Consider the following 11,964-nt stretch of genomic DNA (forward strand, 5'->3'; position numbering starts at 1 on the left):
GTAGCATCCTGCTCATGGCAGACACGCAGCAGGTTGACCCGAAGGCGGAGCGCAAGGCGGCGAGGCTCGCCCGCCAGATCGCCGCCTTCTCCAAGACGCACGGCGGCGCCGAGGGCCAGGTGGCCTACATCGGCGAACGCGGCGCCCGCATCGCCCTGGTCGGCGAGGACGGCGAGTGGGGCAACCTGGTGGCCCCCAGCATCGAGATCGCCGAGCAGGCGGTCCAGAAGGCCGGCATCACCGTCCACGAGTCCTTCGAGGGCGAGTTCGCGGCGAAGGTCAAGACGGGCCCGTACGAGTGGAAGCGCATGGCGGGCATGCAGATCGGCGGCTGAACAGCCGACCCCGAGGGCGGCCGACCGCGACCTCGAACCCCGTTCACCCGTTAGGACGTGTAAGACCGCGTCCTACGGGGAGCCGGAATGATCGAAACGCCGTCCCTCGTGGACCAGTACTGCCACGGCGTACTGCGCACGGAGCTGGGTCTGGGCACCTTCGAGGCCCAGCTCGCCCGGACCGAGGGGCCGCCCGCGCCGGGCACCACGCTCTTCGACACCCAGACCGGCTTCGCCGTACGCCGCTGGTGTCCGCCCCTCCTGGGCCTGGAACCCCACTGCCCGCCCGCCCGCTATCTCGCCCGGCGCCGCGAACTCGGCGTCCTCGAGGCGGGCCGCAGACTGCTGCGCGGCAGCGGCATCACCACCTACCTCGTCGACACGGGACTGCCCGGCGATCTCACCGGACCCGCCGAGCTGGCCTCCACGGGCGATGCCGAAGCCCGTGAGATCGTCCGGCTGGAGCTGCTCGCGGAGCAGGTCGCCGATACCTCGGGCACCGTGGAGTCCTTCCTCGCCAACCTCGCGGAATCGGTGCACGGGGCCGCGGTGCACGCGGTCGCCTTCACCTCTGTCGCGGGCCTGCGGCACGGCCTGGCCCTCGCGCCCGAGCCGCCGGGGCCGGGGGAGGTGCGGGGTGCGGCGGGCCGCTGGCTGGCCGGGCGGCGGGTGGGCGGCGAGCTGAGCGACCCGGTGCTGCTACGGCACCTGCTGTGGATCGCGGTCGCCTCGGGCCGGCCGCTCCAGCTGCACACCGGGCTCGGCGAGCCGGGCTCGCGCATCGACCGCACGGACCCGGTGCTGCTGGCGGACTTCGTCCGGGCCACGGCCGGTCTGGGCACCGACCTCGTCCTGCTGCACGGCTACCCGTACCACCGCCATGCCGCACACCTGGCCGGGGTCTTCCCGCACGTGTACGCCGACTCCGGCGCGGCCCTCGTGCGCACCGGCGCCCGCGCGGCCACGGTCCTCGCCGAGATCCTGGAACTGGCCCCCTTCGGCAAGATCCTCTTCTCCAGCGGCGCCCACGGCCTGCCCGAACTGCACGTGGTCGGCGCCCGCCTGTTCCGCGAGGCCCTGGACCGCGTCCTGGGCACCTGGGTCGCCGAGGGCGCGTGGTCCCTGGACGACGCGCAGCGGGTGGCGCGGATGGTCGCGGCGGAGAACGCGCGGCGGGTGTACGGGCTGGCAGCCGCCCGGTGAGCCGCTACGCGCGCGTGCCGACCGTCGCCTCGGCGGCCGGGCCGCGCACGTCCGCCATGACCTCCGGGCGCTCCCGCAGCGACAGCAGCACGCGCAGCACCCAGATCCACACCAGCGTGGAGCCGAACATGTGCAGGCCCACCAGTGCCTCGGGAAGATGCGTGAAGTACTGGACGTAGCCGATCACGCCCTGCCCGAGCAGGACCAGGAACAGCTCCCGGGTCCGGTCCAGCGGGCCCTTCGGCGCGTCCACCGCCTTCAGCACGAACCACAGCGCGAAGGTCAGCGTCACCACGATCCAGGCCAGCACCGCGTGCAGCTTGGAGACCGTCTCCCAGCTGATGTGGATCCGGTTCACCTCGCTGGAGTCGCCCGCGTGCGGGCCGGCTCCGGTCACCACCGTGCCGACGGCGATGAGCAGCGTGGACGCGGCCACAAGGCACCACACCAGCTGCTGCACGGCCTTGCCGACCAGCGGACGCGGCGGCGCGTCGCCCTCGCGGCTGCGCTGCCACATCACCGTGGCGACGGCGATGAGCGCCGTGGAGAGCAGGAAGTGCGCGGCGACCGTGTACGGGTTGAGGCCGACCAGGACGACGATCCCGCCGAGCACCGCGTTGCCCATGACGACCCAGAACTGGGCCCAGCCCAGCCGGGTCAGGCTGCGCCGGTACGGCTTCTCGGAGCGCGCGGCGATGATCGCCCAGCCGACGGCGGCGCACAGCACGTACGTCAGCATGCGGTTGCCGAACTCGATGGCGCCGTGGAAGCCCATGGCGCTGGTCGTGGTCAGCGAGTCGTCGGTGCACGTCGGCCAGGTCGGGCAGCCCAGGCCCGAGCCGGTCAGCCGGACGGCGCCGCCGGTGACGACGATGACCACCGCCATGACGAGCGCGGCGAGGGCCGCCCGCTGGACCGTCCGGGGCTCCGGGGTCCAGCGTTCGGCGATGAAGGCGAGCGGGTTGCGCAGCGCCGCTGCGGCGTCGGCACGGTTCAGCTTTGGCACGCGCACCATCGTAGGCCGCCGCTTGTGCACGCGTTCACGAGGGGCACCCTGTGCGGGTCACTCCCAGCGGAAGAACCTGCCCGCCGCGGCGAGCCCCAGCACCGCCCACACGGCGAGAATCCCCAGGTCGCCCCACGGCATCCCGGCGCCGTGCCGGAGCACGTCCCGCAGGCCGTCGGAGAGCGCCGAGATGGGCAGCAGACCGAGGACGTGCTGCCCGGCCGAACCGAACTTCTCCAGCGGCACGATGACCCCGCCGCCGACGAGCAGCAGCAGGAAGACCAGGTTGGCGGCGGCCAGCGTCGCCTCCGCCTTGAGCGTGCCCGCCATCAGCAGGCCGAGGCCGGAGAAGGCGGCCGTACCGAGGATCAGCAGGAGCACGACGGCGGCCACGCCGGCCACGCCGCCGTGCGGGGACCAGCCCAGCGCGAAGGCGATGACCGTCACCAGGACCACCTGGAGGACCTCGGTGACCAGGACGGACGCCGTCTTCGCGGTCATCAGGGCCCAGCGCGGCAGCGGGGAGGAGGCGAGCCGCTTGAGCACGCCGTAGCGGCGCTCGAAGCCGGTCGCGATGGCCTGCCCGGTGAACGCGGTCGACATCACCGCGAGGGCCAGGATGCCCGGGGCGAGGAAGTCCACCGCCTTGCCCTTGCCGGTGTCGACGACGTCGACGGAGCTGAAGAGCACCAGCAGCAGGGTCGGGATGACGACCGTCAGCAGCAGCTGCTCGCCGTTGCGCAGCAGCATCTTCGTCTCCAGGGCCGCCTGCGCCGCGATCATGCGGGCGAGGGGGGCGGCTCCGGGCTTGGGGGTGTACGTACCCGTCGCGGTCGTCACGAGCGCAGCTCCTTGCCGGTCAGCTCCAAGAAGACGTCCTCCAGCGTGTGCCGTTCCACCGAGATCCGGTCCGGCATCACCCCGTTCTGGGCGCACCACGAGGCCACGGTGGCCAGCAACTGCGGGTCGACCTTTCCGACGACGCGGTAGGTGCCCGGGGTCAGCTCGGCGGCCGTGCAGTCGGCCGGGAGCGCCTTGAGCAGGGAGCCCACGTCGAGGCCGGGGCGGCCGGTGAAGCGCAGGGTGTTCTCTGCGCCGCCCTGGCACAGTTCCTCGGGGGAGCCCTGGGCGATGACCCGGCCGCCGTCGATGATCGCGACGTCGTCGGAGAGCTGTTCGGCCTCTTCCATGTAGTGGGTGGTGAGGATCACCGAGACGCCGTCGGCGCGCAGGTCGCGCACCAGGTCCCAGGTGGCCCGGCGGGCCTGCGGGTCCAGGCCCGCGGTGGGCTCGTCCAGGAAGACCAGCTCCGGGCGTCCGACCACGGCCATGGCGAGGGCCAGCCGCTGCTGCTGGCCGCCGGACAGGCGCCGGTAGGAGGTACGGCCGCAGGAGCCGAGCCCCAGGCGTTCCATGAGCGCGTCCACGTCCAGCGGGTTCGCGTGCAGCTTGGCGATGTGTCGCAGCATCTCGTCGGCCCGGGCGCCGGAGTAGACGCCCCCGGACTGGAGCATCACGCCGATGCGGGGCCGCAGCTCGGCGGCCTGCCGGACCGGGTCGAGGCCCAGGACGCGCACCGCGCCGGAATCCGGCTTCCGGTACCCCTCGCAGGTCTCGACCGTGGTCGTCTTCCCCGCCCCGTTGGGGCCGAGGACGGCGGTCACACCCGCCCGGGCCACCAGGTCGAGGCCGTCCACCGCGGTCTTCGTTCCGTACCGCTTCACCAGGGCCTGGACCTGGACCACGGGCTCGCTTCGCATGGGTCCAGAGTCTAGGGAGCGCACGGGGGGCTCAGGAGCGGGGGTGGGGGATGTCCTCCAAGGGCCGGTGCACCGGCAGCCAGCGCTCGGCGTACGCGACGGCGTCCGCGACCGGGAAGAGCCGGGCGTCCGCCGCGCCGACCCTGCCGCGTACGACCGGGCGGTCCCGCTCGAAGTCGTGGCCCAGCTCGTCGAACCGGTCGGGGCTGATCGACACCTCGATCACCGTCTCCCAGCCGCCGCCCGGCGCCGGGCGGCCGACCTCGACCAGCGGGGCGGGTATCCGGTACTCGGCGAGGTGGAAGCTGGTGCAGGCGTCGTAGCCCGCGCCGAGCAGCAGGACCCGGGCGCCGAGCCGCTCCAGGCGGGCCAGCGGGCTGCGCTCGCCGAGCCGGCAGTCGGGGGCGTGGCCGTCGGTGATCTCCCGCGCCTGCGGTCCGAGCGCGGCGAAGGAGGTCTGCGGATGGGCGCTGCGCAGGGCGCCGGGCCAGGTCCGCACGGCCTCCGGGATCACGCCGACCCCGCGCGAGGGCGTGAGCCGGGGATCGTACGGGGGCATGCTGACGCGGATCCTGTCCCACCACTCCTCGGGCACCGGCGGGTTTCCCCACAGGGCCGGGTCGGACAGGTCGCCGGACTGGGTGGGGACGACGAGCGTGCCGGAGGGGCCGAGGGCGTCGAGGAGTCCCTGGACGACGGCGACGGCGCCGCCGTTGACCCAGCCGAGCGAGCGGAGCGAGGAGTGCACCAGGAGGATCTCGCCGGTCTCGACACCCAGCAGACGCAGCTGCGCCGACACGGAGTCGCGGGTGACGAGCGGGCCGGCCGGTGGGGGTGTCGACATGGTTCGGGAGTCTTCCCGACGGAGGTGTGCTGCGCCACCGATTTCACTGGTCAGGGGCCCTTGAGCGAGCGGTGAATGATCGATCAGAAGATCGTTTCCGCAGGTCGGATTAGGTATGCCTTAGTGATGCAGGGCACCGTCCGGTGATCCGGAAGCGGCTTGTCAGTCTTCGAGGAATTACGCAACAATGGCGTTGTGAAAAACGTCGGCGAGGCTCGGGAGACCCCGGTGGGTACCCCCCAGGAGGAGCTCGCGACCGGGGAGCATTCGACGCGCAACCGGGTCGCGCGGTCCATCCTGGACCACGGCCCCTCGACGGTCGCCGAGCTGGCCGGCCGGCTGGGGCTGACCCAGGCCGCCGTACGGCGCCACCTGGACGCGCTCGTCGCGGACGACGTCGTGGAGGCGCGCGAGCAGCGGGTCTACGGCACGCGCACGCGTGGCCGCCCCGCGAAGGTCTTCGCGCTCACCGACTGCGGCCGGGACGCCTTCGACCAGTCCTACGACAAGCTCGCCGCGGACGCGCTGCGCTGGATCGCCGAGAAGGAGGGCGGCCCCGAGGCGGTCGCCGCCTTCGCCCGCGCCCGGATCGCCTCGCAGGCGCGCGCCTACCGTGAGGCGATCGAGGCCGCCGGCCCGGACGGGCGGGCCGAGGCTCTGGCCAAGGCCTTGAGCGCCGACGGGTACGCTGCTACGGCGCGGAGCGCTCCCCTCCCGCAGCAGGGCGAGCAGCTGTGCCAGCACCACTGCCCGGTCGTGCACGCCGCGGAACAGTTCCCGCAGCTGTGCGAGGCCGAGACGGAGATCTTCGCCGAACTGCTCGGGACCCACGTCCAGCGGCTGGCGACCATCGCCCACGGTGACGGCGTCTGCACGACGTTCATCCCCAAGATTTCGAAGACCGATCACCAGAGCCACCACGCTTCTGCAAGCACGGCCGGGAGGAACCCCGCATGACTCTCCCCACGGAGACTGCCCACCCCGAACTCGAGGGTCTGGGCAAGTACGAATACGGCTGGGCCGACTCCGACGAGGCCGGTGCCGCGGCGAAGCGCGGCCTGAACGAGGACGTCGTCCGCGACATCTCGGGCAAGAAGTCCGAGCCGGAGTGGATGACGAAGCTGCGCCTCAAGGGTCTGAAGCTCTTCGAGAAGAAGCCCATGCCGAACTGGGGCTCGGACCTGTCGGGTATCGACTTCGACAACATCAAGTACTTCGTGCGCTCCACGGAGAAGCAGGCGGAGTCCTGGGAGGACCTGCCCGAGGACATCAAGAACACCTACGACAAGCTGGGCATCCCGGAGGCCGAGAAGCAGCGCCTGGTCGCCGGTGTCGCCGCCCAGTACGAGTCGGAGGTCGTCTACCACCAGATCCGCGAGGACCTGGAGGAGCAGGGCGTCATCTTCCTGGACACCGACACCGCGCTGAAGGAGCACCCGGAGCTCTTCAAGGAGTACTTCGGCACCGTCATCCCCGCCGGTGACAACAAGTTCGCGTCGCTGAACACCGCCGTGTGGTCCGGCGGCTCCTTCATCTACGTCCCGCCGGGCGTCCACGTGGAGATCCCGCTCCAGGCCTACTTCCGCATCAACACGGAGAACATGGGCCAGTTCGAGCGGACCCTGATCATCGTCGACGAGGGTGCCTACGTGCACTACGTCGAGGGCTGCACCGCCCCGATCTACAAGTCGGACTCGCTGCACTCCGCCGTCGTCGAGATCATCGTCAAGAAGAACGCCCGCTGCCGCTACACGACCATCCAGAACTGGTCGAACAACGTCTACAACCTGGTCACCAAGCGCGCCGTGGCCTACGAGGGCGCGACCATGGAGTGGATCGACGGCAACATCGGCTCCAAGGTGACGATGAAGTACCCGGCCGTCTACCTGATGGGCGAGCACGCCAAGGGCGAGACCCTCTCCATCGCCTTCGCGGGCGAGGGCCAGCACCAGGACGCCGGTTCCAAGATGGTTCACATGGCGCCGAACACCTCGTCCAACATCGTGTCGAAGTCCGTGGCGCGCGGTGGCGGCCGTACGTCCTACCGCGGTCTGGTCGAGATCGGCGAGGGCGCCCACGGCTCGAAGTCCAACGTGCTGTGCGACGCGCTGCTCGTCGACACCATCTCCCGGTCGGACACGTACCCGTACGTCGACGTGCGCGAGGACGACGTGTCCATGGGCCACGAGGCGACCGTCTCCAAGGTCTCCGAGGACCAGCTCTTCTACCTGATGAGCCGCGGTCTGAGCGAGTTCGAGGCGATGGCGATGATCGTGCGCGGCTTCGTCGAGCCGATCGCCAAGGAGCTCCCCATGGAGTACGCGCTCGAACTCAACCGGCTGATCGAGCTGCAGATGGAAGGCGCGGTCGGCTGACGCCACCCGCCAGAGCAGCCTCCAGATTTCTTGACGTAGGAAGAGAGCACAACGACAGCCATGGCTGAGGCTCAGAACATCCCGGTAGGCTCCACCACCGCCGGCCAGATCGCGGTGGCCGCCGAGTCGACCGTCGCCACGCGCATGAGCGCGCCCCCGTCCTTCGACGTGGCGGACTTCCCGGTCCCGCACGGCCGCGAGGAGGAGTGGCGGTTCACCCCGCTGGAGCGCCTGCGTGGTCTGCACGACGGCACCGCCGTGGCGAACGGCGGGGGCGTGAAGGTCGCCGTCGAGGCCCCCGAGGGCGTCACCGTCGAGACCGTCGGCCGCGACGACGCGCGGCTCGGCAAGGCGGGCACCCCGGTGGACCGCGTCGCCGCCCAGGCCTACTCGGCGTTCGAGAAGGCCGGTGTGGTCACCGTCCCCAAGGAGATGGTGCTCACCGAGCCGATCCGTATCACCGCGCACGGCGAGGGCGGGGTCGCCTACGCCCACCAGGTGATCGAGCTGGGCGCCTTCGCCGAGGCCGTCGTCGTCATCGACCACACCGGCGACGTCGTGCTCGCCGCCAACGTCGACTACATCCTGGGCGACGGCGCCAAGCTGACCGTCGTCTCCGTCCAGGACTGGGACGACAAGGCCGTCCACGTCGCCCAGCACAACGCGCTGGTCGGCCGGGACGCCTCCTTCAAGTCGGTCGTCGTCACCTTCGGCGGTGACGTGGTCCGCCTGCACCCGCGCGTCACCTACGCGGGCACCGGCGGCGAGGCCGAGCTGCTCGGCCTGTACTTCACCGACGCCGGCCAGCACCAGGAGCACCGCCTCCTGGTCGACCACAACACCCCGCACTGCAAGTCGAACGTCGTCTACAAGGGCGCGCTCCAGGGCGACGACGCGCACGCGGTGTGGATCGGCGACGTGCTCATCGAGGCCAAGGCCGAGGGCACGGACACCTACGAGATGAACCGCAACCTGGTCCTCACGGACGGCGCGCGCGTCGACTCGGTGCCGAACCTGGAGATCGAGACCGGCGAGATCGTCGGCGCCGGCCACGCCTCCGCCACCGGCCGCTTCGACGACGAGCAGCTCTTCTACCTGATGGCCCGCGGCATCCCGGAGCACGAGGCCCGCCGCCTCGTGGTCCGCGGCTTCTTCGCCGAGCTGGTCCAGCAGATCGGTGTCGCAGACATCGAGGAGCGCCTCCTCGCCAAGATCGAGGAGGAGCTGGAGGCTTCGGTCGCATGACCTTCGTACGCGCCTGTGGGCTGAGCGAGCTGGAGGAGGACACCCCGCACCGGGTGGAACTCGACGGCACGCCGGTCTCGGTCGTGAAGACCGAGGGGGAGGTGTTCGCGATCTACGACATCTGCTCCCACGCGAACGTCTCCCTCTCCGAGGGAGAGGTGGAGGACTGCCAGATCGAGTGCTGGCTGCACGGCTCCAGCTTCGACCTCCGTACCGGCAAGCCGTCCGGGCTCCCCGCGACGCGCCCTGTCCCCGTATACCCCGTAAAGATCGAAGGGGACGACGTTCTCGTCTCCCTCACCCAGGAGTCCTGAGGCACCCATGGCAACGCTTGAAATCCGAGACCTGCACGTCACCGTCGAGGCCGACAACGCCACGAAGGAGATCCTCAAGGGCGTCGACCTCACCGTGAAGCAGGGCGAGACGCACGCCATCATGGGCCCCAACGGCTCCGGCAAGTCGACCCTCGCCTACTCCCTCGCGGGTCACCCCAAGTACACGATCACCGAGGGCACCGTGCTGCTCGACGGCGAGGACGTCCTGGAGATGTCCGTCGACGAGCGCGCCCGCGCGGGCCTGTTCCTGGCGATGCAGTACCCGGTCGAGGTCCCCGGCGTCTCGGTCTCCAACTTCCTGCGCACCTCCGCCACCGCCGTCCGCGGCGAGGCCCCCAAGCTGCGCACCTGGGTGAAGGAGGTCAAGGAGACCATGGAGCGTCTCCAGATGGACCCCGCCTTCGCCGAGCGCAACGTCAACGAGGGCTTCTCCGGCGGTGAGAAGAAGCGCCACGAGATCCTCCAGCTCGAGCTGCTCAAGCCGAAGATCGCGATCCTCGACGAGACCGACTCCGGCCTGGACGTCGACGCGCTCCGCATCGTCTCCGAGGGCGTCAACCGCGTCCGCGAGACCGGCGAGGTCGGCACCATGCTCATCACCCACTACACGCGCATCCTGCGCTACATCAAGCCGGACTTCGTCCACGTCTTCTCCGGCGGCCGCATCGTCGAGTCCGGCGGCGCCGAGCTCGCCGACAAGCTGGAGAACGAGGGCTACGAGGCGTACACGAAGGGTGGCGTATCCGCGTGACACAGCTGCCGGGCCTCCTCGACACCGAGGCGATCCGCAAGGACTTCCCCGTCCTGGACCGACTGGTCCACGACGGCAAGAAGCTCGTGTACCTGGACAACGCGGCGACCTCGCAGAAGCCGCGCCAGGTACTGGACGCCCTGAGCGAGTACTACGAGCGCTACAACGCCAACGTCCACCGCGGTGTGCATGTGCTCGCCGAGGAGGCCACGGCGCTGTACGAGGGCTCGCGCGACAAGGTCGCCGAGTTCATCAACGCGCCGAGCCGCGACGAGGTGATCTTCACCAAGAACGCCTCCGAGTCGCTGAACCTCGTGGCGAACATGCTGGGCTGGGCCGACGAGCCCTACCGGGTGGACCACGAGACCGAGATCGTCATCACGGAGATGGAGCACCACTCCAACATCGTGCCGTGGCAGCTGCTCGCGCAGCGCACGGGCGCGAAGCTGAAGTGGTTCGGTCTGACGGACGACGGCCGCCTGGACCTGTCCAACATCGACGAGATCATCACGGAGAAGACGAAGATCGTCTCCTTCGTGCTGGTGTCGAACATCCTGGGCACGGTCAACCCGGTCGAAACGATCGTGCGCCGCGCGCAGGAGGTCGGTGCGCTGGTGTGCATCGACGCCTCGCAGGCCGCTCCGCACATGCCGGTCGACGTGCAGGCCCTCCAGGCCGACTTCGTGGCCTTCACCGGTCACAAGATGTGCGGCCCGACGGGCATCGGCGTCCTGTGGGGCCGCCAGGAGCTCCTGGAGGACCTGCCTCCGTTCCTCGGCGGCGGCGAGATGATCGAGACGGTGTCCATGCACTCCTCGACGTACGCTCCCGCGCCGCACAAGTTCGAGGCGGGCACGCCCCCGATCGCGCAGGCCGTCGGTCTGGGCGCGGCGATCGACTACCTGAACTCGATCGGCATGGAGAAGATCCTCGCCCATGAGCACGCGCTGACGCAGTACGCCGTCAAGCGGCTGGCGGAGGTTCCCGACCTGCGCATCATCGGCCCGGCCACGGCCGAGGACCGGGGCGCGGCGATCTCCTTCACGCTGGGCGACATCCACCCGCACGACGTGGGCCAGGTCCTCGACGAGCAGGGCATCGCGGTCCGCGTCGGCCACCACTGCGCGCGCCCCGTCTGCCTCCGCTACGGAATTCCGGCGACCACGCGAGCGTCGTTCTATCTGTACTCCACGCCGGCCGAGATCGATGCTCTGGTCGCGGGCCTGGAGCACGTACGGAACTTCTTCGGCTGAGGGGCCTGACAGGTGAAGCTGGACTCCATGTACCAGGAAGTCATCCTGGACCACTACAAGAACCCGCACGGGCGTGGTCTGAGGGATGGCGACGCCGAGGTGCACCATGTGAACCCGACGTGCGGCGACGAGATCACCCTCCGAGTGAAGTACGACGGCACGACGATCACGGACGTCTCGTACGAGGGCCAGGGCTGCTCCATCAGCCAGGCGAGCGCGTCGGTCCTCAACGACCTGCTGGTCGGCAAGGAGCTGGCCGAGGCGCAGAAGATCCAGGAGACCTTCCTGGAACTGATGCAGTCCAAGGGCAGGATCGAGCCGGACGATGCGATGGAGGACATCCTGGAGGACGCGGTCGCGTTCGCCGGTGTCTCAAAGTACCCGGCCCGGGTCAAGTGCGCCCTCCTGAGCTGGATGGCGTGGAAGGACGCGACGGCCCAGGCGCTGGGTGGCGCCGACGCCGAAAGGAAGACGGCATGACCGACACCGCTGAGATGAAGCCCGCCTCCGAGGAGGAGCTGCGCGAGGCCCTCATGGACGTCGTCGACCCCGAGCTGGGCATCGACGTCGTCAACCTGGGCCTGATCTACGGCATCCACATCGACGACTCCAACATCGCGACCGTCGACATGACCCTGACCTCGGCGGCCTGCCCGCTGACGGACGTCATCGAGGACCAGGCCAAGTCCGCCACGGACGGCCTGGTCAACGAACTGCGCATCAACTGGGTCTGGATGCCCCCGTGGGGCCCCGACAAGATCACGGACGACGGCCGCGAGCAGCTCCGGGCGCTCGGCTTCAACGTCTGACACCTGCGATCGACAACTGCGATGCGCAAGCGGCGGCGGCACCCGACG

14 protein-coding genes are annotated in these 11,964 nt (G+C 70.1%); 10 read left to right on the plus strand and 4 right to left on the minus strand.

All coding sequences use genetic code 11. The annotated features are described in order from the left end of the window. Positions 1 to 14: 14 nt before the first annotated feature. Positions 15 to 335: a hypothetical protein gene (locus ACWD3E_RS06310; RefSeq protein WP_451386343.1), complete on the plus strand. Its 321-nt coding sequence runs from the start codon at positions 15 to 17 to the stop codon at positions 333 to 335. Positions 336 to 422: 87 nt separating this feature from the next. Next, on the plus strand, positions 423 to 1,538 hold the full coding sequence (locus ACWD3E_RS06315) for an amidohydrolase family protein (protein ID WP_451386344.1): 1,116 nt from the start codon (positions 423 to 425) through the stop codon (positions 1,536 to 1,538). 4 nt (positions 1,539 to 1,542) lie between these two features. Here the strand turns inward: ACWD3E_RS06315 and ACWD3E_RS06320 are convergent, their stop codons facing one another. The 4 genes from ACWD3E_RS06320 to ACWD3E_RS06335 are packed head-to-tail and all read right to left on the minus strand — an operon-like array spanning position 1,543 to position 5,148. Beyond that, positions 1,543 to 2,553, minus strand: a complete 1,011-nt coding sequence (locus ACWD3E_RS06320) for a COX15/CtaA family protein (RefSeq protein WP_451386345.1) — start codon at positions 2,551 to 2,553, stop codon at positions 1,543 to 1,545. Positions 2,554 to 2,601: 48 nt separating this feature from the next. Next, positions 2,602 to 3,327: an ABC transporter permease gene (locus tag ACWD3E_RS06325; RefSeq protein WP_451386510.1), complete on the minus strand. Its 726-nt coding sequence runs from the start codon at positions 3,325 to 3,327 to the stop codon at positions 2,602 to 2,604. A 53-nt stretch (positions 3,328 to 3,380) separates the two neighbouring features. Further along, the gene (locus tag ACWD3E_RS06330; protein WP_451386346.1) at positions 3,381 to 4,304 is read right to left on the minus strand and encodes an ABC transporter ATP-binding protein; all 924 of its coding nucleotides are present in this window, start codon (positions 4,302 to 4,304) and stop codon (positions 3,381 to 3,383) included. Between the two features lie 31 nt (positions 4,305 to 4,335). Continuing rightward, positions 4,336 to 5,148 (minus strand): aminoglycoside N(3)-acetyltransferase, encoded by an 813-nt coding sequence (locus tag ACWD3E_RS06335; RefSeq protein ID WP_451386347.1) that lies wholly within the window; start codon positions 5,146 to 5,148, stop codon positions 4,336 to 4,338. Positions 5,149 to 5,343: 195 nt separating this feature from the next. On the opposite strand from ACWD3E_RS06335, the gene ACWD3E_RS06340 reads away from it, so the two are divergent. From ACWD3E_RS06340 to ACWD3E_RS06375, 8 genes are read left to right on the plus strand one after another with little or no spacing between them, the layout of a single operon-like run. Next, positions 5,344 to 6,105, plus strand: coding sequence for a helix-turn-helix transcriptional regulator (locus tag ACWD3E_RS06340; protein ID WP_451351459.1), 762 nt, complete (start codon positions 5,344 to 5,346; stop codon positions 6,103 to 6,105). Continuing rightward, entirely contained in the window at positions 6,102 to 7,523 is a 1,422-nt protein-coding gene (sufB, locus tag ACWD3E_RS06345) for a Fe-S cluster assembly protein SufB (protein WP_451386348.1), read from the plus strand. The genes ACWD3E_RS06340 and sufB overlap by 4 nt, the downstream gene beginning before the upstream one ends. A gap of 60 nt (positions 7,524 to 7,583) precedes the next feature. Further along, a complete protein-coding gene (gene sufD, locus ACWD3E_RS06350; RefSeq protein WP_451386349.1) occupies positions 7,584 to 8,768 on the plus strand; it encodes a Fe-S cluster assembly protein SufD in 1,185 nt (394 codons plus the stop codon). Then, positions 8,765 to 9,082: a non-heme iron oxygenase ferredoxin subunit gene (locus tag ACWD3E_RS06355; protein ID WP_451351456.1), complete on the plus strand. Its 318-nt coding sequence runs from the start codon at positions 8,765 to 8,767 to the stop codon at positions 9,080 to 9,082. The genes sufD and ACWD3E_RS06355 overlap by 4 nt, the downstream gene beginning before the upstream one ends. Before the next feature lie 7 nt (positions 9,083 to 9,089). Further along, positions 9,090 to 9,854: a Fe-S cluster assembly ATPase SufC gene (gene sufC, locus ACWD3E_RS06360; RefSeq protein ID WP_451386350.1), complete on the plus strand. Its 765-nt coding sequence runs from the start codon at positions 9,090 to 9,092 to the stop codon at positions 9,852 to 9,854. Then, entirely contained in the window at positions 9,851 to 11,107 is a 1,257-nt protein-coding gene (locus ACWD3E_RS06365; RefSeq protein ID WP_451386351.1) for a cysteine desulfurase, read from the plus strand. Before sufC ends, ACWD3E_RS06365 begins: the two co-directional genes overlap by 4 nt. Positions 11,108 to 11,119: 12 nt before the next feature. Beyond that, positions 11,120 to 11,587 (plus strand): Fe-S cluster assembly sulfur transfer protein SufU, encoded by a 468-nt coding sequence (gene sufU, locus ACWD3E_RS06370; RefSeq protein WP_451386352.1) that lies wholly within the window; start codon positions 11,120 to 11,122, stop codon positions 11,585 to 11,587. Beyond that, on the plus strand, positions 11,584 to 11,916 hold the full coding sequence (locus tag ACWD3E_RS06375) for a metal-sulfur cluster assembly factor (RefSeq protein ID WP_030792219.1): 333 nt from the start codon (positions 11,584 to 11,586) through the stop codon (positions 11,914 to 11,916). The genes sufU and ACWD3E_RS06375 overlap by 4 nt, the downstream gene beginning before the upstream one ends. Positions 11,917 to 11,964: the final 48 nt, after the last annotated feature.

Source organism: Streptomyces sp. NPDC002676 (genome assembly GCF_053592455.1).

Bases quoted from the DNA above. Each gene is read 5' to 3' on its own strand.
- ACWD3E_RS06315 (WP_451386344.1), top strand. From the start codon at position 423: ATGATCGAAACGCCGTCCCTCGTGGACCAGTACTGCCACGGCGTACTG.
- sufB (WP_451386348.1), top strand. From the start codon at position 6,102: ATGACTCTCCCCACGGAGACTGCCCACCCCGAACTCGAGGGTCTGGGC.
- ACWD3E_RS06320 (WP_451386345.1), bottom strand. From the start codon at position 2,553: ATGGTGCGCGTGCCAAAGCTGAACCGTGCCGACGCCGCAGCGGCGCTG.
- ACWD3E_RS06325 (WP_451386510.1), bottom strand. From the start codon at position 3,327: ATGATCGCGGCGCAGGCGGCCCTGGAGACGAAGATGCTGCTGCGCAAC.
- sufD (WP_451386349.1), top strand. From the start codon at position 7,584: ATGGCTGAGGCTCAGAACATCCCGGTAGGCTCCACCACCGCCGGCCAG.
- ACWD3E_RS06355 (WP_451351456.1), top strand. From the start codon at position 8,765: ATGACCTTCGTACGCGCCTGTGGGCTGAGCGAGCTGGAGGAGGACACC.
- ACWD3E_RS06310 (WP_451386343.1), top strand. From the start codon at position 15: ATGGCAGACACGCAGCAGGTTGACCCGAAGGCGGAGCGCAAGGCGGCG.
- ACWD3E_RS06330 (WP_451386346.1), bottom strand. From the start codon at position 4,304: ATGCGAAGCGAGCCCGTGGTCCAGGTCCAGGCCCTGGTGAAGCGGTAC.
- ACWD3E_RS06375 (WP_030792219.1), top strand. From the start codon at position 11,584: ATGACCGACACCGCTGAGATGAAGCCCGCCTCCGAGGAGGAGCTGCGC.
- ACWD3E_RS06335 (WP_451386347.1), bottom strand. From the start codon at position 5,148: ATGTCGACACCCCCACCGGCCGGCCCGCTCGTCACCCGCGACTCCGTG.
- sufC (WP_451386350.1), top strand. From the start codon at position 9,090: ATGGCAACGCTTGAAATCCGAGACCTGCACGTCACCGTCGAGGCCGAC.